Raw genomic sequence first — 23,679 nt, forward strand, 5'->3', positions numbered from 1 at the left:
CGCTGAGGCTGCAAAGAAAACACGAAAGGAGGCCAAAACATTGACCGCGTCATAAACCACGACGCATAACTGAGGGTGGGTCAAATCTCGGTGAAAATACCGGGTCAGTTCTCAGTGACAATCAACAATGTTGTTGTTATCCAGTGAGAAAGTCACGGGGTAACTGATGCATGAAGACAATTGAGAAAATCGGTCGGTTCACCATAGCTGAGAACCGGTGCGCACTCTACTTGAGGTGGTGGGATCCTGACGCGAAAAAAATTAGAGCGGAGCACCTTCATGCGGCAACTCTCGAACAGGCAAGAAAGCTTGCAAGGGAGCGCATGAAGGTCGTCTTGGATCGCACTGAGACCATTCGACCTGACAGCGGCGATGATCCAACGTTCAGTGAAATTTGGCTCGGCTTTGAGCAGGACAAGCGGAAGCAGCTTGCGGCCGAACGCTTTCGTCTTTTGGAAAACCGTAGAGAGCTATACTTCAAGCCGCATCTTTGGAACGTCAGGATGTCCAAGATGGGACGTGCTCTTCGGGCGCTGGTGAAGGGTATGGAAGAGGGGCGGGTCCGTCCCAAGAATGCCAAGTCGAAGCTAAAGACCCTGACGCCGGAGGGCAAGCCCCGGCTGCACCCCAATACTATCGCTGACATTATCGGCAGCGCGGTAGAGGCCTGCAAACTTGCGCAAAGCGACAATCTAACGATTCATCAGCCGCCGAAGATCCCTTTCATCGCAGGGGTCACAGCGCCGGAAGATCGTAATCCTAAAGGCCGATACATCACCTTCGAGGAACTGGGCCTGCTGATCGATACATGTAGGCGGCCACACATTCTTGATCTTCTCCTTCTCGACATTGGTTGCGGTGGTCGGATCGGTGCGGTGGCGGACATGACGGGGACGAAGGTTCGCATTGACCTTGGTGTTATTGATCTTCTGGGGGAAGGTTTTGTCGAGACGAATAGGCGAAAGAGCACCCCCATTATTCCGGTTACTGGTCCTATGGAGCGTATCTTGAGCAGACTGATTGCAGCACATGGAGACGGTTTTCTTATTCATGAAAGCGGCGGGCCGATCTCAGCAGGGGCTCGTAATTTTACGCAAATTATTCAGAGATTGGTGGCGCGAGCGCATTCGGGCAGAACGTCGGATCAAATCAAGCGGAAAGTGCTGGAACCAACCGAACAAGGGAACGTAAATTGGTATTCGATTAGACGCACATTCGCCGACTGGCTCGACGAGAGGGTGAGCGATGCAGCGATCAGCGCAGTTATGGGGCATTTTGAGATATCATCTCGGACCAGGCGGCAACTTTTTGAGGCCGGAAGCCCTACCACCGACCTCTACAAACGCCGAAAGTTGGGGCCGGTCCTTGAAGTTGCGGCCGTTCTCGATGCAGAGTGGTGGCCTTCCATCCAGCCATTCACAAGTGTAGACCTTCGACATGAAGCTTCAAAGTTGATGCAGGCTGATGCATGAAGGTTTTTAAGTAATTGATATTGCTAAATCTTATGACTAAAGACAATCGCGTGCATGCTGAGGAGGACTGCCGCAGCCTGGCCGTGTAACAAAAGGCAGACCGCTGATCTGCCCCGAGAGGCACCGCGCCGCTCGCTCGGGCCACAGCGCGGGTTAGGTGGAGCGGGGGTCAGTCCCGCGCTTGCTTGCCCGCCGCGCCTGTTATCGCATTCATAAGGTCTGCGAAAAACTGCAACCCCAGCATGGTAAAGCCCAAAGGCAACAGCGCATAGGGAAACACCATATAGGTGCCAAAGCTGGAGGAGACCCGTTCACCATATTCCCATGATTGTGCGGTGATCAGCACGCCGCGCCAGGCCATGACGCCGCAAAAGCCCATGCCGGCCAGGCCAATCAGGGCCTGGCCAGCCCGCTGGACGCGCGGGCCCATCGCGTCTGAAAAAAATGAAATCGCGATATGGTCCTTGGTCCGCTGCACATCGGCTGCGGTCATCAAGGCGACATAGACAATTAAAAAGGTGTTGATCTCCAAAGACCAGGAGGTCGGCGCCGTGAAGACATAGCGCATGATCGCGTCATAGCAGATCGTGATGACCATAAAGGCCAACACGATCTGCCCGCCGATCTGCGCCGCACGGACAATGCCGGAGAACCCTCGCGTGACGGCGCCGACCATGGGTTAGGACGCCTCGCCGAGGGCCAGCGCGATGGCGCGCTCGCCGACGTCTTTGCCCACTTCTTCAATCCACGCCTGACGCACGTCTTCTGCGGACTGATTGAGCTTGGCAATGTCGTCTTCGCTGGGCTCGATGACCTCGATGCCTTCTTCTTCCATCATGGGCCAATATTCATCGGGGTAGATGGAATTGTTGGAGTGCTCAGCCCCATGTTCGTCAAACCACATGGCGGCCTCTTCAAAGGCGGCTTTCTCAGCTTCCCCCATGCTGGCCCATTTGTCGGTGGTGACAAAAAGACCGATGCCAAAGGAGGTCATGGGCAGTTTATAGACATGGTCGATCTGCTCTTGCAGCGACCGGCCGACCACGGTGGAGATATTGGCAACGGCCGCATCCACCGTGTTGCGCTGAAGGGCCAGATAGAGCTCCGAGGAGGGGATGCGCACCGCCGCCGCGCCAAAGCCTTCGACAACTTTGGTGGCTTCAAAGCTCACAACCCGCAGTTTTTTGCCGTCCAGATCGTCCAGTGAACGTACCGGGGCCGCTTCGGTCGACCAGATGTATTCTGGCTCAAGGATATTGCCCATCATCGAGACCATATAGAGGTCTTCTTCGGCCAGTTGCTCGTTGATAAAGTTAAACAGCGGGCTGCCCTTTTTGAGGCGATCGGGGTTTTCATAAAGTGCGTCGACCACGCCCGGCAGACCGGTGATGCCCAGAATGGGGATCGAGCGGGTCACATAGCTTGTAGTGTGGAACATAAAATCGATGGAGCCCGCGCGCAGCGCGGGCAGCTGTTCATCGGCTTTCAGCAGCTTGCCGCTGTCGTAATAGTCGACCGTTACCGCGTCTGAGGCATTCAGCCGCTCCACAAAGCCAGCAGAGCCATAAGACAAAGCTTTGTAGCTCGGCGGCAGGTAGGACACGCCAGTCATCTTCGTCTCTGCAAGGGCGGCCCCTGCGCTCAGGCCAAATGCCAGGCTTGCGCCAAATAGGGCGGCGCTCGATTGCAGAAACTCTCTACGGTCAATGGTCATGGGTCTTTCCTCCAGTGTTGAGCTTGCGTTTTTGGTTAGAGCAGACTGGGCAGCCAAAGGCTCAGTTGCGGGAACAGAACAAAGATCATCAAAACGACGAATTGCACGGCGACAAAGGGCAAGACCGAGCGAATGATTGTCTCAATGCGCAGCATGGGGCAGACCCCGCGCAGCGCATATAGGTTCAGCCCCACAGGTGGGGTGACCACCGCGATCTCAAGGTTCATCACCAATATGATGCCAAACCACAGCGGGTCATAGCCCATGGTCACGATCAGCGGCAGTAGGATCGGAGTGGTCACAACGATCAGCGAGACCGCATCCACCAGCATCCCCAAGATGATCAGCGCGAGCATCAAGATCACCAGGATCGTCCAATCCGGTAAAGGTGTGGAGACCAAGGCTTCGGTGATAAGCTCAGGCACCCGCACCAGGTTCAGATAATCGCCAAAAATGCGCGCACAGCCAATGATCAGCAGGATGGTGCCGGAGACTTTGACCGAGTTTTCCAGAATCCGCATCGTGGACTTGAGCGTCAAAACCCGAAAGATACCGGCGGCGATTAAAAAGGCCCCCGCCGCACCAAAGGCGGCGGCTTCTGACGGGGTGGCAAAGCCAGAATAGATCGCCCCCAGCACAATGAAGATCAGCAAAAGCGCGTGCCAGATGCCGCCCAAAGCCTTAAACCGGACCGACAGGGCAGGTTTGGGGCCGGTGTCGCGCGGCGCTTCTTCGGGGTTCAGTGTGACCCGGGTATAGATGTAGAGGGACAAGGCCAGCGCCAAGGCGATGCCGGGCACAATGCCGCCCACAAAAAGCGCGCCCACGGAGACGCCTGAGACGGCCCCGTAGATAATGAAAGGCACCGAAGGCGGGATGAGCATGGCCAGGGCGCCAGAGGAGGCGACCGATCCGGCGGCCAGACGCTCTGAATAGCCCCGCGCGAGCATTTGCGGCACCGCAATCGAGCCCACGGCCGCCACGCCGGCGACAGAGACGCCGGAGACTGCGCCAAAAACGGCAGAGGCCCCCACGGTGGATATGGCCAAGCCCCCTTTGAGCCATTGCAGCCATAACGCGGCGGCTTTGAAGAGATTAGCCCCCACCGGGGTGGCGCCCAAGAGATTGCCCATAAGAATGAAGAGCGGCAAAGCGATCAACTCAAAGGAATTGAGCTGCCCGAAGAATGAGGTGGGTGCAAAGAAAAATGCGATAGGGCCGCGCGCCATCCAAAGCCCCAAAAGCCCGCTGGTACCCAAGGCGAGAAAGATAGGCGCCCCTGCTCCGATGAGCGCAAGCAGAACAATCACGACGAGGGTGGGCTCGATCATGCAGCCACCTGCCGGGTTTTGACTTTTGTCACTGACTTCCTCCCCAGATCCAACCGCGCTTGGCGATCGAAACACGTATTTTTAAAGGATCTTGGACGCCTCTCCTGCATCGGAAAGACGTCCCGACTCCCCCCATCTCCCGAGGAGCATCAAACCAGAAGGTCGTACAGTTTGGTATACCTTTTTTCAAAGAAATGGGTTTTTATATAAAGAAGTTTCTTTTTCGGGAGTGGAATGAATACAAAACTGTGACAGACGCGGCGGGCGTGAGTTGGCTTAAAACACTACCTGAATACTATGTTGCGCCTTGTAGGTTCCGTATCCTTTTGCACGAGAGGGTCTAAAAGGGGCGGTCTCGGATCGATACAGGTACTGCGCATTATGTGTACAACGTAGGGCCTTCCCGGGTGGCAAAGGGAGATGAGGTGGAGTTGGATTAGGCGGACAATGCTTAATGCCGGATGACGCAGTAAAGCCTGGGGCGGCAGTGCTTGCCTATAAAGCCATCCGCAGCAGAATTCTGAAAGGCGATCTGTGCAAGGCCAACGCCTAACGGGACAGGCCGTGCCGCTGGAGTTGGGGTTTAGCACAGCGCCGGTGCGGGATGCAAATCACCGTTTGATCCATGAAGGCTTGGTGGAGCGGGGGAAGGGCTACAGCACCCGGGTGGCGAAGTTTCCCGAAGACGAGCTGGAGGAGATTTTTTCAAATCCGGCGTAGGCTGGAAAGCTATGCTGCGGGGCGCGCGGCCAAACCGGCCTCGCCCGAGCAGATTGCCGAGCTTCAGACGCTGGCCGAGCGGATGCTGGCGTATACCCCGTCTAAGTCCCCAGATGACTACCGGATCATTTCCGTGGCCAATGAAGCCTTTCACCGCACGATCTATGAAGCGGTCTGTTCGCCGCGGCTGATGACGGTGATTTCTGTTGCGGTGGACATCGGTGTTGTAGCGCGGACTTATTACCTCACGGGGAAGTGAATCTTTTGCGCAGCGCGGAGCATCACCGCGAAATCATCGTTGCGATAGCGGCAAGATCGCCTGAATGGGCGGCTAATGTGATTTCAGCACATGTACTGGCCGCGGCCGCCGCGGCGATGCGAATTGCACTGCGCGGGGATGGCTCACCAGAGTAAGGCGGTCGCTACCGCCATGGTCTGAGCCGAAGAGAGTTATCGATCGGGCAAAGTTGTTGTCGGTAGAAGGCTTGAAAGCCTCTATCGCGGGCATTCGATGGGCGGCATCAAGTATTTGGTAAGGCTGAGATGGGCCCTTCAGTAGGCGTCGACCTTGTCTCCGACACCTGGAAGCTCGGGGGACCCTATTGAACGCGCAATCGGCGTAGATTAACTCGAAATTAGAGTTGATACTTGTCCAAGCTGTATGTGCGGCTTTCGAAAATTTGGTCAGGGGTTTCGACACGAAATGCCACCACAGCGACAATATATTTCAACGCAGAATGCATGATGAAGTGCCAAGGACTGGTCGCCCTGCCTGCGTTCTTCCAAACGGAACTCTGGCGTAGGTGCGTCTCCAACCCGTCTTTAGGTTCTGGATTTCTGAACATGCTTTTGCTTCAGCCAGGCTTCATGCGACCGAGCGTTCTTATCCAATCGCTTGCTGGTTTCCTCATAGTTGTTTCTGGACTGCTCAAAGTCGCCTTTCTCCGATCGGATCATAGCTGCGGCGAGGCTGCGCCTAACCGGCGCGGTGTGCATTCCGCTGCATCGTGGGGGAGCCAGCGAAAACAGTCCAGCAAAAACCGCTGGTTACTGCGAAGGAGCCCCATGTCTGTAGAGAAATCGGCACGCTTTTTCCTGGAATGAACTCCTGGTGCTGGGGGCCGTTCTGCAGCGTTTGGGGAGGGCGGGTGCTGTGCTGGAATTTCTCCCTAAGAGGGAAAATAAGTTGCCATAGCAATTAAGTCTTCGCATTATGTTTCCAAACGGAGCGTTTTTCGCTTCGAGAACATGTTATTTCAGGGAGGGATGATATGACGCATGACGACCGGTTCCCGGCTTCCAGATATGGCCCGGCAGAACGACATATGGCCGAAAGCCTGGTCGAATTAGAGAGCCAGCTACTCAACCCCGACCAAGATGAAGATTGCGACTGCAAGGAGGGCATGTTCAACGGGTTGTCCCGGCGCGGCCTCTTGTCTGGCGGGCTGGCCATGGGCGGCGCCGCGTTTGTGGGCAGCCGCGCTGCGGCAGAGGTCCCTCCCGGTGCGTATGACTATTTCGTTCAGCCCGATCCAACAAAAGAGCAGGGCAGGACCATTCTCGAAGATGGTGGCTATGGTTCCCGCTCGCAATTTGAGAACGAAGTGCGCTGGCGCTACCCGACAGCGAGTTTGGACTCCAGCTGGTCGATGACACCCTTGGGGTCAAGCCACGGCATCATCACGCCTTCAGGGCTACACTTCGAGCGCCACCACGGTGGCATCCCCACGATCGACCCGGAAACCCATTCGTTGATCCTTCACGGTATGGTCGATGAGCCCATGCGCTTCACTATGGATGATCTCAAGCGACTGCCCGCGGTAAGCCGCATCCATTTCATCGAGTGCTCGGGAAACGGCCTTACCGAATGGGTCAAGCCAACGCTGAAAACAGTGCAGGGGACCCATGGCCTGACATCGACCTCCGAATGGACCGGCGTGCGCCTGTCGACGGTGCTTGAGATGGCTGGCATCAAGGGCAATGCCACCTGGATCCTCGCAGAGGGCGCAGATGCTGCAGTCATGACGCGTTCGGTGCCGATCGACAAAGCCATGGACGACGCCATCCTTGCCTATGCGCAAAATGGCGAGGCGCTGCGGCCGGAGCAGGGCTACCCGCTCCGGCTTTTGCTGCCGGGCTACGAGGGTAATACGCACATCAAGTGGTTGCGGCGCCTGGAAGTAAGCGACAAGCCCTTCATGACCCGCGAAGAGACCTCGAAATACACTGATCTCATGCCTGATGGCACGGCGCGCCAATTCAGTATGGAGATGGACACGAAATCAGTTATCACCTTTCCCTCTGGCGCGATGAAGCTGCCGCGGGCCGGTTTCTACGAGATCACTGGATTGGCGTGGTCCGGCCGAGGCGCCATCAAGCGCGTCGAGATCTCCGTCAATGGCGGCAAGACCTGGCAAGAAGCCAAGCTCGAAGGACCGGTCCTTCCCAAGTGCCACACGCGGTTCAGACTGCCCTGGACCTGGACTGGTGAAGAGGCTGTCATTCAAAGCCGAGCTGTCGACGACACCGGTTCGGTCCAGCCAACCCTTCAGGAGTTGGTTGAGGTGCGCGGCACCAAGTCCGTCTACCACCTGAATTCCATTCAAAGCTGGCACATTGCAAAGGACGGGGAGGTGACCAATGTTCACGCATAAACTGCTGCTCATCGGGGGACTGACTTTGGCCGGCTCTATTGCTCTTGCCCAGAGTAATTCTGAAACCCGGACGTCCGCCGCACTGCCCGACATCATTGAAGAGACCGGTGAACGCGCGCCTCAGCCCGTCCCGGTTTCAAGTTCGGAAAGCAACATCGGGCTGGCTCCTGAAAAAAACCGGTTTGGTATTGGAAGACCCGCATCCAAAGAGGAGGTCGCTGCGATCGATATCGACGCAATGCCAGACGGGAGAGGGTTTCCCGAAGGCAGTGGAACCTACGCGGAGGGCGCGGAGATCTATGAGTACGAATGCTCTTCGTGTCATGGGGAAAACTTGGAAGGTATCTCAGAGCTCGGTGCTCCGAAATTGATCGGGGGGCGTGACAGTCTGGCGAGCGACAAGCCCATTAAAACGATAGAGAGCTATTGGCCTCATAGCTCGACGCTCTTCGACTATGTGCATCGCGCGATGCCGTTACACGCACCCGGGTCCCTGACGGCCGACGAGGTTTATGCTGTGAGCGCCTTTATCTTGGGGCGCGCGGGTATCACCTCTAATGAACCGGATTCGGTGCTCGATGCCGAAACCATGCCTAAGGTCGTGATGCCCAACGCCGATGGGTTCGTGCCTGACCCGCGGGACGGCACACCCGGGAAATAGGAATCAAGCCACTCCTACGACCGCCTATTCCACTTCGGGGTGCAGGTAAGCTGTGCCAAGGACTCGAAGCGCGATTTCCGCTTCGAGCTCCTACTGGTTTCAAATACAAATATTCTTAATTGGAGATTCGCGGTCGGCGCCCCGAACTGGCCTTACCGGTCATGGACTCCCATGTTTTGCGGCGGCACCGCGGTCATTATGGGAAGCTACTCCGTAGCTAAATTGACCTAAGTCCCAAGTTTCCGCCAGCATTGCGCGGTTTTCTTGGGGGTCGCGCTGCTACCCATCTTTATGAGCGCCAAACTTCAAGGTTGATGAAGATCTGAAGCGAAAAACGGGCAACAGTCTCCTGTCGCCCGTGTCCTACAATTTGGAATATCTCGAAGCTCCCGGCCGGTTTTTCCGTTGTCTCGTCGCCTGTGCGTCAAAGCTTTCCGGGCAGCCAAAGCGCGATCTGCGGGAACAGCGCCAGCAGCACTGCGACGCCAAGCATCATCAGCACGAAGGGCAGCACGCCCTTGACCACGGTCGAGAGGGGCGTTCCTGCAATCGCCTGGATGACGAACAGGTTGAGCCCCACCGGCGGTGTGATCAGCGCGATCTCGATCAGCAGCACGAAGTAGACGCCGAACCAGATCGGGTCGAGGCCGAGCCCCAGCACTGTCGGTAGCAGCACCGGCACCATGATCAGCAGCATCGACATGCTTTCGAGGAAGAGGCCAATGAACAGCAGGATCAGCGACACGATAATGATGAATCCGAGCTGGCTGGGGACGTGAGTCTCGAACACCTGCGCGATTTGCGCGGGCAGCTGGTAGAGCGTGATGGCTTTGCCGAAGATCTTGGCGCCCACGACAATCAGGAAGATCACCGATGTCGTTTTGACGCTGTCCTTCACCGCGTGGAGGAAATCCTGCCAGCTCAGGCTGCGCTGCACGACGGTGATCAGCAGCGCCATGGTGGCGCCGATGGCCGAGGCCTCGGTCGGGGTGAATGCGCCTGCGTAGATACCGCCCAGCATGACCACGGCCAGCAGGATGGTGGGGAAGGCGCGCGAGGTGGCGGCCATGCGCTCAGACCAGCTCGACTTGGGGCTTGCTTCTGCCTGGCTTCCGAAGGCCGAAACCAGAATGGTGTAGATCGCGAAGACGGTGATCAGCAGGATGCCCGGGCCGACACCTGCCAAGAACAGCTTGCCGATGCTTTCTTCCGCGATCACGCCGTAGACGATCAGCGGGATCGAAGGCGGGATGAGGATGCCAAGCGTACCACCCGCTGCGAGAAGGCCCAGCGTGAATGAGGGCTTGTAGCCGCGGCTGGTCATCTCAGGCACGGCCACGGTGCCGACGGTGGCCGCCGTGGTGACCGAGCTTCCGGAGATTGCCGAGAAAATGCCGCAAGACAGCAACGCCGAAACGCCGATGCCGCCCGGCCAGTGGCCGACCCAGCTCTGAACCGCGCGGAACAGGTCACGGCCCACGCCGCCGCGCAGCAGGATGTTCGACATCAGCAAAAACAGTGGCACCGCGAGCAGCACGAAGTCGTTCAGTGAGCCAAAGAGGTTGGTGGGGATCAGCGCAAGGGGCAGGCCTTTGAGTACGATCAGGCCAGTCCCGAGCGCCGCCAACGAGAAAGCCACGGGCAGGCCGGTGAGCATCAGTAGCACCAGGACGGAAACGATGTAGACGGGGATCATTTGCCCTCCTCGGCCAGACCGTGTACCTCGGCCTCTTCGTGCGATATGAAGCTGGGAGCCGGCCGGAAAGGCAGGCGGACGAGATCGGCAAACGCCTGCAGCGCGAGGCAGGCATAGCCCGCGATGATCGGCGCCTCGGCGAGCCATTCAGGCATCTGCAGCATGGTGGGCTGGCGGCGGCCCGTGGCGACGCTCTCGATGAACTCGCCGATGCACAGCCAAACGGCCAGGACCGCGAAGCCGCCCACCACCAGCAGGGTGAAGGCCTGGCTCAGTTTGCGCATGGCGGGGCGGGCATTGCCGACCAGCGCGGTGATGCGGATCATGGCGTTGGTGCGCAGGGTTTCGGCCATCGCGATGAAGGTCAGCCACATCATCAGCGTGGTGCCCACGTCGGAGGTCCACCGCGTCGGTGCACGGAAGATGTAGCGGGCCGTCACCTCGTAAGCGAGGATCACCGCGATCACCACGATCATCACGGCCCCAATGCGTGCCGCCGTTACCGAGATCAGGTCGGCAACCTTCAGGACCCTCAGAGGCTTCGGCAACGTGCGGTGCTTCGCCTGCGCCGGGGCGGGGCCGGCGCTGTACCGGCCCTCATCGTTTGTGGTGTCATGCATCATGAAACCTGGCCGGGGCTCAATGGAGGGCCTGGACGGCATCTACCAGGTTCTGCGCGGTCTCGCCGCCGTCCTCGATAAAGACGCCCACCGCAGGGGCTGCCGCTTCCTGCCACGCCGCAAGCTGCTCGGGCGTGAGCTCGGTCACGGTAGCCTTGCCGTCTGCAAGCCATTCCTGCGAGGCGACGTTGTTGTCCTCGGTTTTCTCGCGCAGGTCCTGCTCGGCGGTCATCGCGGCCTCGGTGACCCATTCCTTTTCCTGGTCCGAGAGGTCCTCGAAGAGATCGTTGTTGATCACTACGATGAACTCGGCCAGCGAGTGGTTGGTCATGGTAACGTTGTCCATCACCTCGTACAGGCTGCGCGATTGCACAGCGGTGGTGCCGCTCATGCCGACGTCGACTGTACCGCGCTGGTAGGCCATGAACTGCTCGGAGCCGCCGATGACCACCGGGGTACCGCCCACGGCGTCGATGAAGTCGCCCGAGGGCTTCCCCATGGCGCGCACCAACAGGCCGTTCATCTGTGATGGCTCCGTCAGGGGCTCGTCCTTGGACAGCAGTTGCACCGGGCCATAATCCTGCCACCACAGCACCCTGGTGCCGGTCTCGCCGATCATGGCGTCGAAGGTCTGGCGGAACTCGCCCTCGGGATCGGCAGCCTTGGCCAACACCTCGTAGCTCGGGAACAGGAACGGCACCGAGAAGATGCCGGCGGCGGGGATGGTACCCGAGTACTCGTCGGCCAGCACCACGCCCATGTCGATGGCGCCGCTCGCGACGGCCTTGGGCACTTGGCTGCCCTTGTAGAGCTGGGCGCTGTCGTAGATCTCGACGTTCATCTCGCCACCCGAGATCTTTTCAAGCGCGTCCTTGAAGGTCACGACGTTGGCGCCGATCGGGTGGTTGGTGGCTACCTGCACCGTAGCGCGCAGCGTGCGCTCGGCCATCGCTGTGCCGGACGTTGCGATAAGCGCAGTGCTGGCCAGCAGCAAGCCGGTGAACAGGGTGCTCTTCTGGGGTTTCATGCGTATTTCCTCCCTTGATGCCCGCGGGCTTATGCCTCGACGGTTTGCCCGGTCTGGGCGGTTTGGCGGCCGGCGGATCTCCTCCAGACCCGTCCCGCGCGCAGCTATTTTGCGGTTCGTAGCGCTCAGACGATTCCTGCGGCGCGTAACTCCTCGATACGATCTTCGGTGGCGGACAGGATGTCACGCAGCACGTGATCCGTGTGCTCACCAAGATCAGGGCCGGCGTGGCGCACGGCACCCGGGGTCCGCGACAGGCGCGGGGCTACGTTCTGCATCCGGATCGAGCCGAAGTCCTTGTGCGGCAGCTCTACGATGGCCTCACGTGCCTTGAAATGCGGATCCTCAAGCATGTCGGCGGCAGTGTAGATTAACCCGCAGGGCACGCCGTTTCTTTCCAGCAGGTCCTGGAGCGGCTCCAGGTCGATAGTCTTGGTCCAATCGGCGATCATGCCGTCAAGTTCAGTCATGTTGGCGCCGCGTGCGGTGTGCGTAGCGTAGCGGTCGTCGGTGGCCATCTCGGGCCGACCCATGGCGGCGGCGAGGCGACGAAACACTGTGTCCTGGTTGGCGGCGATCAAAAGCATTTTGCCGTCGCGGGTCTCGAAGACGTTCGAAGGCGAGATGTTCGGCAGCGTCGCACCGGTCCGTTCGCGGGTGTAGCCGCCCACGTCGTATTCACTGACAAGGCTTTCCATCATCGCCAGCACAGATTCGTAGATGGCACTGTCGACCACCTGTCCCTCACCGGTCTCGTTGCGGTGATGCAGCGCCATTAGCGCGCCCATGCAGGCGTAGGTCGCTGCCAGCTCGTCACCGATAGAGATGCCTACGCGGCTCGGCGCGGTGCTGGGATCGCCCACGACGTAGCGCAGCCCGCCCATCGCCTCGCCGATGGAGCCGTAGCCGGCGCGCGTTGAGTAGGGGCCGGTCTGGCCGTAGCCGCTGACCCGCACCATGATCAGGCGCGGGTTGATCGCCTTGAGCTCCTCGTAGCCGAGGTTCCAGCGCTCCATCGTGCCGGGGCGAAAGTTCTCAACCAGAATGTCGGTGCTTTTGATCAGCTCCTTGACCAGCTCCTGGCCCTCGGGCGTGCGCAGGTTGATGGTTAGCGACTTCTTGTTGCGGGCCACCACGGGCCACCAGAGCGACTTGCCGTGCGGCTTCTCTTGGCCCCAGACCCGCATCGGATCGCCGAGGCCGGGCTGCTCACACTTGATTACTTCCGCGCCGAAATCTGCCAGAAGCTGCCCGCAGAAGGGGCCTGCCAAGAGTTGTCCCATCTCAAGTACACGAATGTTAGAAAGCGGTCCTTGCCGCGTCGCGTCTGCCTGTTGCATCCGCTGCCCTCCCGTCTGTCGTTCCGCAGTCCGGCCACCACTTGCCGGAAGACTGCTCTTGCCAGCAATGGATACATTATGAGATGAAATGTAAACAGAGAAATTCGCGTGCTGGTGTGTGAGGTTGATTATGAGCGTAGAAAAAGTTGAAATTGTTGAAGTTTCACCGAGAGATGGTATCCAGAACGAAAAGCACATTTTAAAATTGGATGCAAAATTACTTTTGGTTCAGCATGCGATTGCTGCGGGTGCACGCAGGATCGAGGTCACCAGCTTCGTGAACCCGAAGAAGGTTCCGCAGATGGCCGACGCCGAGGATCTGGCCGCCATGCTGCCGCGCGGGCAGGCGCGCTACATCGGACTCGCGCTGAACCGGCGCGGCTTCGACCGGGCGGTCGCGGCGAAGCTTGACGAGGTGAACTTCGCCGTGGTGCTGAGCGAGACCTTCAGTCGCCGAAACCAAGGCATGTCGACAGAGGATGGTATTGCGCTCTGGCATGACGTTGCTCGCGTGGCCGAAGGGCAGATCTGCGCCGGGCTGACACTCGCGGCGGCCTTCGGTTGCCCGTTCGAGGGCGAGATGTCTGTCGAGCGCATGATGGCGGTGTTGGAGAAGGCGTTGAAGATAATGCCCGCCGAGCTGACACTGGCCGACACCATCGGTGTTGCGGCGCCTTCGGACATCCTCGAGCGTGTGGATGCGGTGAAGGCGCGCTGGCCGGACCTGCCGATCCGCTTGCACCTGCACAACACTCGCAACACCGGCTTTGCCAACGCTTGGGCCGGGCTGCAGGCGGGTGTGCGATCGTTCGATGCTTCGCTGGGCGGGGTAGGCGGCTGCCCCTTCGCGCCGCGAGCCACCGGCAACATCTCAACCGAGGATCTGGCCTACATGCTGGAGCGGGCTGGGTACGGGACAGGCTGGAACATCGAGCGCGCCACCGAGGCTGCCCTTTGGCTTGAGGCGGAGCTTGGCCACGATGTGCCGGGTATGGTAATGAAGGCCGGAACCTTTCCGTCTGCCAGCCAGCAACCTATATCAGCTGTATGACCCGTTCCTCCGTCCCACCCGCGCCTGCAGCGCCCGATACGCAGCTCGCGCAACCTGCCGCACCGAAAGGTCCGGCAGCAGAACAGGCCTACGAGACGATCCGAGACCGGATCTTCTCGGGGGGCCTGAGCGAGGACGACCGGGTGACGGAGGTGGATCTCGCAGAGAGCCTGAACATGTCGCGGACACCTGTGCGAGAGGCGGTGAAGCGGCTGCTGCTCGAAGGCCTGCTGACTCGTGATGCCGGGCCGGGACTGCGGGTGGTGGCGCTGGCCGATGACGAGATCATGCAAATATTCGAGATCCGCATGATGCTTGAAGGTTACGCCGCACGTCGGGCCGCCACCCACGCGCTTCCGGAGGAAGCCGCCGAGCTGCACCGGCTCGCCGAGCTGATGGCGCGCCACGTACCGCCGCGCTCCGACGAAGACTTCCGCATCATGTCGGAGGCCAACGAGGCTTTCCACAACCTCGTGCTCGAGGCTGCGCGGTCGTCACGGCTCAAGGCGATGCTCTCGGTAGTGGTGCACCTCGCACTTGTGGCGCGCACCTTCCGCATGTACCGGGAAGAGGACATGCGGCGCTCAGCCCGCCATCACCTCGAAATCGCCGACGCGATTGTTGCGCGCGCGCCCGACTGGGCGGCGCTGGCAATGACCACCCACCTGCAGGCTGCCGCTGATCTCGCGAAGAAGGAGCTGGACCGGGCGGATGAGGGATAGCTGTCAACGTAGGGGCTAACTTGTGTGTGTGCGGGCGGGGAGCCCGTCCAACTCTGGGCTGAACGCCACTGATGAAATTATTTATTGACGAAAAGGGAAGGGGGCCAGGCGAGGTGAGCCATTTCGTACCATAGGCACACGCCCTGCCTGGCAATCAAGAACTAAGCATGCTTTTTACGTGTTAATCGCATCTGGTCTTTCCGCCGTTACGAGCGGAAAGACGGGAGCCTTGAATTCCCTGCAGTGGGCGCTCTCTTGCGGCCGGCTAAATTTGTTATTGGCCGGAATGGCCAGCCTTGTAGGTTTGCGAGATTTTGATCCAGAGACGGACGAAAGGACCGGAGAGGTTGGAGAGCTTGATTAACCATTCGCTCGCGCAACAAACCTACCCCTGTTAGCGGGTGTCTTTGTCTGATTGTCGGTTTCCCTTGAGTTCAAACGAACTCCAATAGAATCCCTGAGGAGTTTTGAGGGCAGAGATAAACACTCCCTAAACTGACAGAGTAGGGGATCTGAGACTCAGTTAAGAATGCTTTAAGTCGTTCGGTATCGCTTGTTTTAATTCTTATTCCAGCAAAGGCACCTCGCGCGGTCGAGTCAAAATCTGCGTCAGGAAAAAGTTTTGCAAGTTTTTCTTTAGTAAATAGCAAAAGCGCTGCTGAGTTCGGGCCCGTTGCTACATTATAGCAACCCTCGCTCTCTGAGACGCTGCCGTGGGCCCAAAGTCGGGCAAATTTTAGCGCATCCTGTTCCGGGGTATCTGATATGGCGAGCACCGCATCGAGGCCACAGGCGCCATTCGGATGATCAAGGAGTTCGGGCATCCAAACCACATCAGGTGTCTTATGTTCGCACATAAAAACCGATCCGAAGGGCACCTCGCTTGGAGAAAAGGTCAACGTAGAGAATGAAGCAACTTCCTCCGAACCATCTGGGCGTGGAACGGGGCGTGAAAAACTGTTGAGCTCCTGCGTTTTTAAGCCAAGGTCAGCCAAACCATTTGCAGCAGCATTTGCATTTTCGATCCTGCAGGAAATCGCATGCAATCCCTCCCCCATCGTGGCCAACATCTCACGCCGTGGGGCATTGACCTCAGTCTCAGCAATAAATCCAAGTATTTCAAAGTAATCTTGTGGGAACATGATGGTGTAGTTTGCTGAACCCTTTGCCTTAGAATGCGTACCTCTGGGGGAGAGCCTAAAGCCCATTGCGCGATACTTTTCAGCTGTGCTGTCAAGGTCCTGGGTCAGAGCGACGCAGTGATCAATGCCGGTAACGGGGTGGAACATTTTAAAAGATCTCCAGTGGGTATTCGCGCAAGTAACCTTGCATATCAAAGACCGATCCGGTCAGTCGCCTGGCGTGTAGAGCTCTGCAAACGCATTGCGAACGTTCTCGGTGACCGCCTCAAGCCTTTTTGTAAGGTGTTGAACCATCGCTTGCCGCGCAGCTTCGCTATCACCCTGTTTGACCGCCTGCAAAATCTCGGCGTGAGGACGAATAGTCACGACTTCGCCACCGCTTCTTTCTGCGAGTGTTCTGAGGTCGATGAGCCGAATAAAGCGTATCCGGTCGTTCACATTCTCAAGAAGGCGGATCATCTCTTTGTTGTCGGTCAATGAGGTCAGCCCAACGTGAAAGGCCTCGTCCATCCGCAGCAGTTCGGTAGGGGATGTACCCGGGGTGTAGTTGGCTTTTGATTCATCCAAGTACTGCTCAAGCTCTTTGAGCTTGGTTGGATCAGCTCGGTGAGCGGCCAAGCTTGCAGCCTCGCATTCAATTGCCGCACGCGCTTCGTAAAGATGCATGATGCCTATAGGGTTAAGCGACCTACAGAAAAACCCTTTGCCACTGCGGAAAGTAAAGAACCCTTCGGCGACCAAGCGGTTGAGAGCCTCCCGAAGTGGCGTTCGACTGGTCGCTAATTTCTTAGCCAGTTCAGTCTCGTTCAACCGGGAATCAGGCTTAAAATCATAGTTCACCGCCATCTCTTTCAGTTGGAGATAGGTGCGCTCGACGGTGGCTGGGGCTGTCTGCATCTGATTCCGAAATCCGCTCAAAACTATGTCAAAGCCGATAGTAGAAAGAGGATCAAAAGAAATCAATTGATTTGCGTTCAGACCTGTGTTTCGCTCTGTATACAGAAGTATCTACAGTTCGTATGGGAAGGCAAGCAATGAACATGAACGGGGCAGAAGTTATTCTGAGAATGCTTGAGTTGCATGGCGTTAGTCATGTTTTTGGCCTTCCAGGTGAGACCACTATCGGCTGGTATAAAGAATGGCAGAAATCTTCGACCATCGAGTATGTCCTTACTCGAGACGAGCGCACGGCCTCTTATGCCGCTGAGGCCTACGCGAAGATAACCGGCAGACCAGCGGTACTGGAAGCGCCGAGCCCCGGCGTGACCCATTGCACGCCGGGGATAACCGAAGCGTTTCTTTCTTCTGTTCCTGTCATCTATTTCAGCTCTGATGTACCCATGAACCAAGACAAAAAGCATGGGCTTACCGGGGTCGACCAAACTGCGATGTACGCAAGTATTTGCAAGGAGTCATTCTATCTAACTAATGTGAAGGACATTCCGCTACTGCTGCGCCGGGCTTTCCGGGTCGCGACGTCGGGACGCCCGGCACCGGTTCATATTCGTGTGCCAATCAATGTGTTCCACGATGAAGCTGAGATCACCGATCTCTATGCGGAAGAAGATTACCAATTCTATCCATCTCATCGGCCAGTGGCCGATCACAAGAAAATACGCAAAGCAGTTGATGCGTTGCTCTCCGCCGAAAAGCCGGTGATCATTTGTGGTCAGGGGGCATTGATCTCCAAAGCTACGGATGCGGTTCTTGAACTGGCGGAGCTGCTGCAAATTCCGGTGGGCACTACTACTCCGGGCAAGGGAATTATTCCCGAAACTCATCCTCTTGCGCTCAGAGTTGTGGGCGCGCGTGGCGGAATGGAATATTCCAATGCCTATGCAAAGGAAGCGGATTGCGTTTTCTTCATTGGTTCAAACACAGACTCGAGCGGGACCAATCATTGGAAGCTGTACGGTGATCCGGAACATACCACCTTCATGCACCTTGATATTGCTGAAGCGCATGTCGGAAACAATTACCCGCTGAAGGTTGGTATGGTCGGGGATGCGCGCGCAAGCCTTGAATACATGACAGCTGTAATCCGTGACGAACGCCCTACGCTTGCACGAAACAGAGTTGATCTTACCGAGCTGAAACGCACTGCGCTGGATGCAGTATTTAACTCTAACATTGAAATGCCTGCGGGAACCGTTTCTCCAGTTAAGCTCACGCAAGCGCTGGACAAACTACTTCCGACCGATGCGATCGTCACGGCGGAACCAGGAGTAAGTGCAATCTACCCTTCGGCGCTGCTTTCCGTGCGGGAGGCCGGTCGGCGCTATATTACAAATTACTCTATGGGCGCCTTGGGCTATTCCGTGCCTGCCGGGATCGGTGCGGCATATGCAAATGACGGCCCAGTAATCTCCTTCACGGGTGATGGTTCTATCGCATTTGTGCTGGGAGACTTTGAGACAATCAAGCGCAGTAATAAGAATATCACCGTCATCTTGACCAGAAATGATAACTACGGCTGGATCCGGGCTGAAGCCATCTTGCTGGATGATGTTGATGCCCCTTGGACCACTGATTTCGGCGCTGTTGATTATATCAAGATCGCAGAAGGGTTCGGATTCGAGACGGCACGGATCACATCAGAAGATCAAATCGAAGCGACCTTGGCTGAAGCGATAAACAACCCGGGCGCGAACTTTATTGAGATGATGGTCCCTTCCCAAGATAAGATTATCCCCTTTGTTCCTCCGTGGGTCGACGTCGCCCGCGAAAGGAAGCTGCCGTATTTCTACTAAAACCGACGTCCCATCGCCATTAGAACCGGTCAATCAACAGGAGAGAAATAAATGCAAATATTCACCTTGGTCAAATCCGCTGCGGCCTCTGCTACTATCGTCATGGGGCTCGGGTCAGCCGCACTGGCACAGGACTATCCACAAAAAGACATTATGCATATCATGCCATGGAGCGCGGGAGGCGGCACGGATACCGTCATGCGCACCTTCATGAGCTTTGCCGAAAAGCCTTTGGGCGTGGGTGTGAATACGCAAAACGTGACAGGCGCTCAGAGTGGCGTGGGCACGTTGCGTTTGATGAAGTCTCGCCCGGACGGCTACACAATTGGGTCGCTTACATGGGATAGCGTCATCACTGTTCCCTATTACGAACTGGTACCGGGCTACGACACCGAAGAGCTGGCCTATCTTGGGTCGGTTACAGTGCATCCGACTGCACTGGTCGTGCGTGCTGATGCGCCTTGGACAACGCTCGGTGAGATGGTCGAAGCTGCTCGTAAAGCGCCGGGGACTATCAAGATATCTAACGTGGGTACCGGCGGTGTGTGGCACTTGCCTGCGCTTGACTTCGAGCAACAGGCTGATGTGGAATTTCTTCACGTCCCTTACCCTAAAGGCTCTGGCCCCCAACGTGAAGCTTTACTGTCCGGCGAAACCGATGCTGCTTCGACCAGCATCTCGGCGGCCTATTCTGCAGTGGAATCAGGACAAGCCCGCGTTTTGGCCGTTATGGCCGATGAACGCGACCCAAATTTCCCTGATGTGCCGACCTTCAAGGAAGCGGGATACGACGTCGTATGGGGCGGCTTTCGGCTAATCGCCACGCAGGCTGCTGTAGATGCTGAACAGCAGGCCACTTTAGAAGCCGCTTTTGAGAAGGTGTTTCAAGACGAAGCCTTCCTCGCGAAAGCCGAGGAAACCGGCATGGGGGCCGTTTGGATGGATGGTGAAGAAACTGAAGCCTATATCTCCTCCTCGCAGACGAAAGCCTTTGCGCTGATGGATAAGCTGGTGGCCGACGGCGTGCTGGACAAGAATTGACCCACAAGGGCTGGAGTCAACGCTCCAGCCCTATCGCGGCGTGACTAAATAGCTTCGAGACGAGGGGCGACACATGACAAAATTACTCCGAGGCCAAATTCTCTTCGCCTTTGCATTGACGGTGCTAAATACCGTTTATGCAAGCCAGTTGCTGGGAATGGACAGGCCTTTCGTGAATGGCGAGCCGGGGCCTTCGTTCTTGCCAATCATCCTATGTGGATTTGTTTATGTGGCGACCTTTCTTATCATCCTGAAAGAATTTAAGGCCCAGCAGGATATAATTGCAGCAGCCGAAACATCGGATAACATTCCTCGCATTGTCATACTCGGTCCTGTCATTGCGGTAGGGCTTACGGCACTCTATATCTTGGCTTTCGTTTATGCGGGCTACATGACGGCGACCGCCGGATACACTTTCCTGATTGCGATTTATTTTAACTTTGAGCGCAACGGGAAGTGGGGGGCTTCGGCCCTTTCATCGGCAATCATCGCGCTGTTCATCACGGTTACCGGTTGGCTCTTCTTCGTTAAATTATTTGGCCTCTATTTGCCATTGTGGGAGTTCTAAGATGATCGGTCAAGTTGCTGATGGTTTCCTCGCACTCGCCAACCCCGGCACGTTCCTTCATCTTGTCGGTGGTTTTCTTTTGGGGTTGGCGTTTGGCGCAATTCCTGGCCTTACTGCGACGCTCGCCATAGCGCTTTTATTGCCGTTTACCTTTGGTATGGAAGTTAAAGACGCGCTGGTCATGGTAGCTTCTATCTATATGGCGGGGATATACGCGGGATCGATCACCGGCATCACCTTAAATATTCCCGGCGCTCCGTCAGGCGCCATCACAACACTCGACGGCCACGCACTGATGAAAGCCGGCAAAGGCACGCAGGCCCTTGGCCTCAGTGCTTTTTCGTCCTCCATCGGTGGGCTCATAGGGGTGGTTGTCCTGATCGCGCTCGCTCAGCCAATCAGTGCGTTGGCCTTGCTGTTCCAGACGCCGGATAAGTTCTCTTTGGTTCTGCTCGCGGTGGTCACCGTCACGATTGTTGCGTCGGGGTCGTTACTTAAGGCGATGTTGGCCATGGCAATCGGCTTAATGATCTCCACCGTCGGAATCGATCCGATGGTCCCAGTCGGCCGTTTTGATTTCGGCAGCTATCATCTGATTGAGGGCATTAACCTTTTACCCGCAGTCATCGGTCTTTTCGCCACCTGCGAGCTGATCGCACAAGCATCTATGCCTACCAAGGTTGGAAAGCCTGAAGCCGTGGCCAAGATACTACGTCCAAAACGGAGAGATTTTCTCCCTAATTGGACATTGATCCGCGAGGTCGGATTTTTCACCTATATTAAAAGCGCAATTATTGGCGTCTTGATTGGTATGTTGCCAGGCGGTGGCGCATCAATGGCCTCATTCATTGCCTACGCCGAAGCAAAACGTTCTTCTCGTCATCCCGAGAAGTTCGGCAAAGGGTCTTACGAGGGGTTGGCGGCCTCTGAATCTGCCAACAACGGCATGTGCGGCGGTGCGATTATTCCTTTGCTCACGATGGGGATTCCAGGCGACGCGGTAACCGCCATCATCTTCGGCGTGCTGCTCATCCACGGCCTTGTTCCTGGACCTGCGCTTTTGGGTGAGAATTTTGCAATCATCGCCCCCATGTTCGCCGCACTCTTTGCTGCGGCGATCTTTGTGTTCCTATCAGTCATTGCATTCGGCCCGATTTACTTACGTCTGTCGCAGATAAATCGAGGTCTACTCTACGCATTTATCGGCATGATTTCGATGGTCGGGGTCTATGCCTCATCCTTCTCTTTTTTCCAAATGTGGATGGCTCTCGCGATTGGTGTGTTAGCTTTTCTCCTACGCATTTTTTCCTATCCTGTAGTGCCAGCACTAATGGGGGTAATCCTCGGCCCCTACCTGGAAGAGTTTTTGCGCCGGTCACTTATCGTATCTGAGGGAGATCCAACCATTTTCCTACGTAGCCCAGGCAGTGCCGTTCTATTACTTCTGACCCTTGGTTTTATTTGGCTATTGAGAATTAGACCTGCCTTGCGCAGCAAAGTGCAAAACGCCTCAAATTGAGAGTTTACGGGTGAACCCTACAACCGCCCAATAGGGCGGATGATTGGCATGAGTTGCAATCAGAACGGCTGGCAGCTTTTCAAGTAACTCACGCGCTTCAACCGGCGCATCTGTGAAGGTATTCTCGCTTGCCAGCTGTCGAGATACTTCAAAATGCATAAAATGGCGGCTATCGAGCATCGTTCGTCCTCTGAAAAAGCGATTGAAAGTGGGCTCAAAGCTCGAAGTTGCGAGATTTCCTGAAGCGAAAATGATCGCCTTCCGTCCAGCCATTTGGGAGTGTATACCTCTGTTCAGAGGGTGATCTACTGATGCTGACTGATGCAGTAAGGTGAAAAATATTAAGAAATTCAATAAGCTTCGGCTATATGATAATCACATGCATGACGTGCAGATCACCCGCGAAAGCCCGAACTACCGTATCGGTTAACCCATAAAAGCAACGGCTTGAGCGCCGTTCTTTACCTAAGGAAGATGCCATGACCCCGGGCGCGCGCGTATCGGCTGCGATAGAAGTTTTAGATGCGATCGCCGGGGGGCTGGCCGCCGAACAGGCGCTGACCCGTTGGGCGCGGCAAAGCCGTTTTGCAGGCTCCAAAGACCGGGCCGCCGTGCGGGACCATGTCTTTGACGTGCTGCGCCAGAAACGGACGGCGGCCCATTACGGCAGGGGAGATACGGGCCGTGCCCTGATGATCGGTGTGCTGCACGGGCAAGGGGCTGACCTTAAGGCGTTGTTCACGGGTGAGGGCCATGCGCCCACGCCGTTGAGCGACGCGGAACGTGCTTTCCCACAGGCGCCCGAAGACCGCGCCACAAGGTTGAACCTGCCCGATTGGCTGCTGCCGTTGTTTGACGCAGCGCTTGGGGAAAAGGCGGATGCCGCAGCCATGGCGCTTCAGGAACGCGGGCCGATCTGCCTGAGGGTCAACACGGCGCGGATCGCGGTGCCTGCCGCGCAAGAACTGCTGGCGGAGGAGGGCGTTCAAACCCGAGCCAACCCGCTTGCCGATGCCGCGCTAACCGTAATCGAAGGTCAACGCCGGATCCGGAATTCCTCTGCTTTTGCAGATGGCTACGTTGAATTGCAGGACGCGGCGAGCCAAGCAGTTGTCGCCGCCCTGCCGCTGGGGGGGCGGGTGCTGGACTACTGCGCCGGGGGCGGTGGCAAGGCCTTGGCTCTGGCCATGGACCCCACGCGCGAAATCACGGCCCATGACATCGACCCACGTCGGATGAGCGACCTTTCCCCCCGCGCCGCGCGCGCGGGCGTTGAGATTTCCTTGGCCGATACTGAAAAAGCCGAAGCTGGCGCACCCTATGACCTGGTGCTCTGCGACGCGCCCTGTTCGGGGTCTGGCGCATGGCGCCGCGCGGCTGAGGGGAAGTGGACTCTGACCCCCGACCGGCTGGCTGAACTAACTACCATTCAAGACCAGATTCTCGATACCGCAGCGGCGCTTACGCAACCCAACGGCGTTTTGGCCTATGCCACATGCTCGCTTTTTCGAGAGGAAAATGAGGCGCGGGTTGAGGCATTTTTGGCCCGTCACCCGGGCTGGAAAATCGCCCGGATGGACCGTTATGCCGTGACTGCAGAGGGCGACGGCTTTTTCTCAGCACAGTTGACGCGCGAGTAATTTACCCCATA

Annotated in this window: 21 protein-coding genes; 11 read left to right on the plus strand and 10 right to left on the minus strand. The window is 57.3% G+C overall.

The window, feature by feature from the left end:
• Positions 1-323 precede the first annotated feature (323 nt).
• A complete protein-coding gene (locus J3456_RS17135; RefSeq protein WP_349581404.1) occupies positions 324-1,472 on the plus strand; it encodes a site-specific integrase in 1,149 nt (382 codons plus the stop codon).
• A 169-nt stretch (positions 1,473-1,641) separates the two neighbouring features.
• On the opposite strand, the gene J3456_RS17140 is transcribed toward J3456_RS17135, so the two are convergent.
• From J3456_RS17140 to J3456_RS17150, 3 genes are read right to left on the minus strand one after another with little or no spacing between them, the layout of a single operon-like run.
• Positions 1,642-2,148, minus strand: a complete 507-nt coding sequence (locus J3456_RS17140) for a TRAP transporter small permease (RefSeq protein ID WP_349581406.1) — start codon at positions 2,146-2,148, stop codon at positions 1,642-1,644.
• 3 nt (positions 2,149-2,151) lie between these two features.
• On the minus strand, positions 2,152-3,186 hold the full coding sequence (locus tag J3456_RS17145) for a TRAP transporter substrate-binding protein (RefSeq protein ID WP_349581407.1): 1,035 nt from the start codon (positions 3,184-3,186) through the stop codon (positions 2,152-2,154).
• Between the two features lie 35 nt (positions 3,187-3,221).
• Positions 3,222-4,517: a TRAP transporter large permease gene (locus J3456_RS17150; RefSeq protein ID WP_349581408.1), complete on the minus strand. Its 1,296-nt coding sequence runs from the start codon at positions 4,515-4,517 to the stop codon at positions 3,222-3,224.
• Positions 4,518-5,142: 625 nt separating this feature from the next.
• Between J3456_RS17150 and J3456_RS17155 the strand changes: the two genes are divergently transcribed.
• The 3 genes from J3456_RS17155 (at position 5,143) to J3456_RS17165 (ending at position 8,552) form a co-directional block, all read left to right on the plus strand.
• Entirely contained in the window at positions 5,143-5,496 is a 354-nt protein-coding gene (locus J3456_RS17155; protein ID WP_349581409.1) for an FCD domain-containing protein, read from the plus strand.
• A gap of 1,012 nt (positions 5,497-6,508) precedes the next feature.
• On the plus strand, positions 6,509-7,891 hold the full coding sequence (soxC, locus tag J3456_RS17160) for a sulfite dehydrogenase (protein ID WP_349581411.1): 1,383 nt from the start codon (positions 6,509-6,511) through the stop codon (positions 7,889-7,891).
• On the plus strand, positions 7,878-8,552 hold the full coding sequence (locus J3456_RS17165) for a c-type cytochrome (protein ID WP_349581413.1): 675 nt from the start codon (positions 7,878-7,880) through the stop codon (positions 8,550-8,552). Before soxC ends, J3456_RS17165 begins: the two co-directional genes overlap by 14 nt.
• 424 nt (positions 8,553-8,976) lie before the next feature.
• On the opposite strand, the gene J3456_RS17170 is transcribed toward J3456_RS17165, so the two are convergent.
• From J3456_RS17170 to J3456_RS17185, 4 genes are all read right to left on the minus strand, one after another.
• Entirely contained in the window at positions 8,977-10,248 is a 1,272-nt protein-coding gene (locus J3456_RS17170) for a TRAP transporter large permease (protein WP_349581415.1), read from the minus strand.
• On the minus strand, positions 10,245-10,871 hold the full coding sequence (locus tag J3456_RS17175; protein WP_349581417.1) for a TRAP transporter small permease: 627 nt from the start codon (positions 10,869-10,871) through the stop codon (positions 10,245-10,247). The genes J3456_RS17170 and J3456_RS17175 overlap by 4 nt, the downstream gene beginning before the upstream one ends.
• Positions 10,872-10,887: 16 nt before the next feature.
• Positions 10,888-11,895, minus strand: coding sequence for a TRAP transporter substrate-binding protein (locus tag J3456_RS17180; protein ID WP_349581420.1), 1,008 nt, complete (start codon positions 11,893-11,895; stop codon positions 10,888-10,890).
• Between the two features lie 125 nt (positions 11,896-12,020).
• Complete coding sequence (locus J3456_RS17185; protein WP_349581421.1) at positions 12,021-13,235, minus strand: CaiB/BaiF CoA transferase family protein; 1,215 nt, start codon at positions 13,233-13,235, stop codon at positions 12,021-12,023.
• 130 nt (positions 13,236-13,365) lie between these two features.
• Between J3456_RS17185 and J3456_RS17190 the strand changes: the two genes are divergently transcribed.
• The gene (locus J3456_RS17190) at positions 13,366-14,286 is read left to right on the plus strand and encodes a hydroxymethylglutaryl-CoA lyase (protein ID WP_349581422.1); all 921 of its coding nucleotides are present in this window, start codon (positions 13,366-13,368) and stop codon (positions 14,284-14,286) included.
• A complete protein-coding gene (locus tag J3456_RS17195) occupies positions 14,283-15,008 on the plus strand; it encodes a GntR family transcriptional regulator (protein ID WP_349581424.1) in 726 nt (241 codons plus the stop codon). Before J3456_RS17190 ends, J3456_RS17195 begins: the two co-directional genes overlap by 4 nt.
• Positions 15,009-15,442: 434 nt before the next feature.
• On the opposite strand, the gene J3456_RS17200 is transcribed toward J3456_RS17195, so the two are convergent.
• Both J3456_RS17200 and J3456_RS17205 read right to left on the minus strand, forming a co-directional pair.
• Positions 15,443-16,297, minus strand: coding sequence for a VOC family protein (locus tag J3456_RS17200; RefSeq protein WP_349581426.1), 855 nt, complete (start codon positions 16,295-16,297; stop codon positions 15,443-15,445).
• A 60-nt stretch (positions 16,298-16,357) separates the two neighbouring features.
• Positions 16,358-17,113, minus strand: a complete 756-nt coding sequence (locus J3456_RS17205) for a GntR family transcriptional regulator (protein ID WP_349581428.1) — start codon at positions 17,111-17,113, stop codon at positions 16,358-16,360.
• 71 nt (positions 17,114-17,184) lie between these two features.
• Between J3456_RS17205 and J3456_RS17210 the strand changes: the two genes are divergently transcribed.
• From J3456_RS17210 to J3456_RS17225, 4 genes are all read left to right on the plus strand, one after another.
• Positions 17,185-18,900 carry a thiamine pyrophosphate-binding protein gene (locus J3456_RS17210; protein ID WP_349581430.1) on the plus strand — a complete coding sequence of 572 codons (1,716 nt, stop codon included), beginning with the start codon at positions 17,185-17,187 and terminating at the stop codon, positions 18,898-18,900.
• Positions 18,901-18,951: 51 nt separating this feature from the next.
• Positions 18,952-19,941 (plus strand): tripartite tricarboxylate transporter substrate binding protein, encoded by a 990-nt coding sequence (locus tag J3456_RS17215; RefSeq protein ID WP_349581432.1) that lies wholly within the window; start codon positions 18,952-18,954, stop codon positions 19,939-19,941.
• A gap of 73 nt (positions 19,942-20,014) precedes the next feature.
• Positions 20,015-20,509 carry a tripartite tricarboxylate transporter TctB family protein gene (locus J3456_RS17220; RefSeq protein WP_349581433.1) on the plus strand — a complete coding sequence of 165 codons (495 nt, stop codon included), beginning with the start codon at positions 20,015-20,017 and terminating at the stop codon, positions 20,507-20,509.
• Between the two features lies 1 nt (position 20,510).
• Complete coding sequence (locus J3456_RS17225; RefSeq protein WP_349581435.1) at positions 20,511-22,028, plus strand: tripartite tricarboxylate transporter permease; 1,518 nt, start codon at positions 20,511-20,513, stop codon at positions 22,026-22,028.
• Here the strand turns inward: J3456_RS17225 and J3456_RS17230 are convergent.
• Entirely contained in the window at positions 22,020-22,208 is a 189-nt protein-coding gene (locus J3456_RS17230; RefSeq protein WP_349581437.1) for a hypothetical protein, read from the minus strand. The genes J3456_RS17225 and J3456_RS17230 overlap by 9 nt on opposite strands.
• Before the next feature lie 299 nt (positions 22,209-22,507).
• Here J3456_RS17230 and J3456_RS17235 point away from each other — a divergent pair, with 299 nt between their 5' ends.
• The gene (locus tag J3456_RS17235) at positions 22,508-23,668 is read left to right on the plus strand and encodes an RsmB/NOP family class I SAM-dependent RNA methyltransferase (RefSeq protein ID WP_349581439.1); all 1,161 of its coding nucleotides are present in this window, start codon (positions 22,508-22,510) and stop codon (positions 23,666-23,668) included.
• The last annotated feature ends 11 nt before the right edge of the window (positions 23,669-23,679 follow it).

The organism is Sulfitobacter sp. NFXS29 (assembly GCF_040148765.1).
Classification (GTDB): Bacteria; Pseudomonadota; Alphaproteobacteria; order Rhodobacterales; family Rhodobacteraceae; genus Sulfitobacter.

Excerpts from the sequence above, each read along its gene's own strand:
- J3456_RS17135 (WP_349581404.1), top strand. The coding sequence starts at position 324 with ATGAAGGTCGTCTTGGATCGCACTGAGACCATTCGACCTGACAGCGGC.
- J3456_RS17170 (WP_349581415.1), bottom strand. The coding sequence starts at position 10,248 with ATGATCCCCGTCTACATCGTTTCCGTCCTGGTGCTACTGATGCTCACC.
- J3456_RS17185 (WP_349581421.1), bottom strand. The coding sequence starts at position 13,235 with ATGCAACAGGCAGACGCGACGCGGCAAGGACCGCTTTCTAACATTCGT.
- J3456_RS17230 (WP_349581437.1), bottom strand. The coding sequence starts at position 22,208 with ATGCTCGATAGCCGCCATTTTATGCATTTTGAAGTATCTCGACAGCTG.
- J3456_RS17190 (WP_349581422.1), top strand. The coding sequence starts at position 13,366 with ATGAGCGTAGAAAAAGTTGAAATTGTTGAAGTTTCACCGAGAGATGGT.
- J3456_RS17210 (WP_349581430.1), top strand. The coding sequence starts at position 17,185 with ATGAACATGAACGGGGCAGAAGTTATTCTGAGAATGCTTGAGTTGCAT.
- J3456_RS17220 (WP_349581433.1), top strand. The coding sequence starts at position 20,015 with ATGACAAAATTACTCCGAGGCCAAATTCTCTTCGCCTTTGCATTGACG.
- J3456_RS17150 (WP_349581408.1), bottom strand. The coding sequence starts at position 4,517 with ATGATCGAGCCCACCCTCGTCGTGATTGTTCTGCTTGCGCTCATCGGA.
- J3456_RS17235 (WP_349581439.1), top strand. The coding sequence starts at position 22,508 with ATGACCCCGGGCGCGCGCGTATCGGCTGCGATAGAAGTTTTAGATGCG.
- soxC (WP_349581411.1), top strand. The coding sequence starts at position 6,509 with ATGACGCATGACGACCGGTTCCCGGCTTCCAGATATGGCCCGGCAGAA.
- J3456_RS17145 (WP_349581407.1), bottom strand. The coding sequence starts at position 3,186 with ATGACCATTGACCGTAGAGAGTTTCTGCAATCGAGCGCCGCCCTATTT.
- J3456_RS17200 (WP_349581426.1), bottom strand. The coding sequence starts at position 16,297 with ATGTTCCACCCCGTTACCGGCATTGATCACTGCGTCGCTCTGACCCAG.
- J3456_RS17180 (WP_349581420.1), bottom strand. The coding sequence starts at position 11,895 with ATGAAACCCCAGAAGAGCACCCTGTTCACCGGCTTGCTGCTGGCCAGC.
- J3456_RS17225 (WP_349581435.1), top strand. The coding sequence starts at position 20,511 with ATGATCGGTCAAGTTGCTGATGGTTTCCTCGCACTCGCCAACCCCGGC.
- J3456_RS17140 (WP_349581406.1), bottom strand. The coding sequence starts at position 2,148 with ATGGTCGGCGCCGTCACGCGAGGGTTCTCCGGCATTGTCCGTGCGGCG.
- J3456_RS17215 (WP_349581432.1), top strand. The coding sequence starts at position 18,952 with ATGCAAATATTCACCTTGGTCAAATCCGCTGCGGCCTCTGCTACTATC.
- J3456_RS17195 (WP_349581424.1), top strand. The coding sequence starts at position 14,283 with ATGACCCGTTCCTCCGTCCCACCCGCGCCTGCAGCGCCCGATACGCAG.
- J3456_RS17175 (WP_349581417.1), bottom strand. The coding sequence starts at position 10,871 with ATGATGCATGACACCACAAACGATGAGGGCCGGTACAGCGCCGGCCCC.
- J3456_RS17165 (WP_349581413.1), top strand. The coding sequence starts at position 7,878 with ATGTTCACGCATAAACTGCTGCTCATCGGGGGACTGACTTTGGCCGGC.
- J3456_RS17155 (WP_349581409.1), top strand. The coding sequence starts at position 5,143 with ATGAAGGCTTGGTGGAGCGGGGGAAGGGCTACAGCACCCGGGTGGCGA.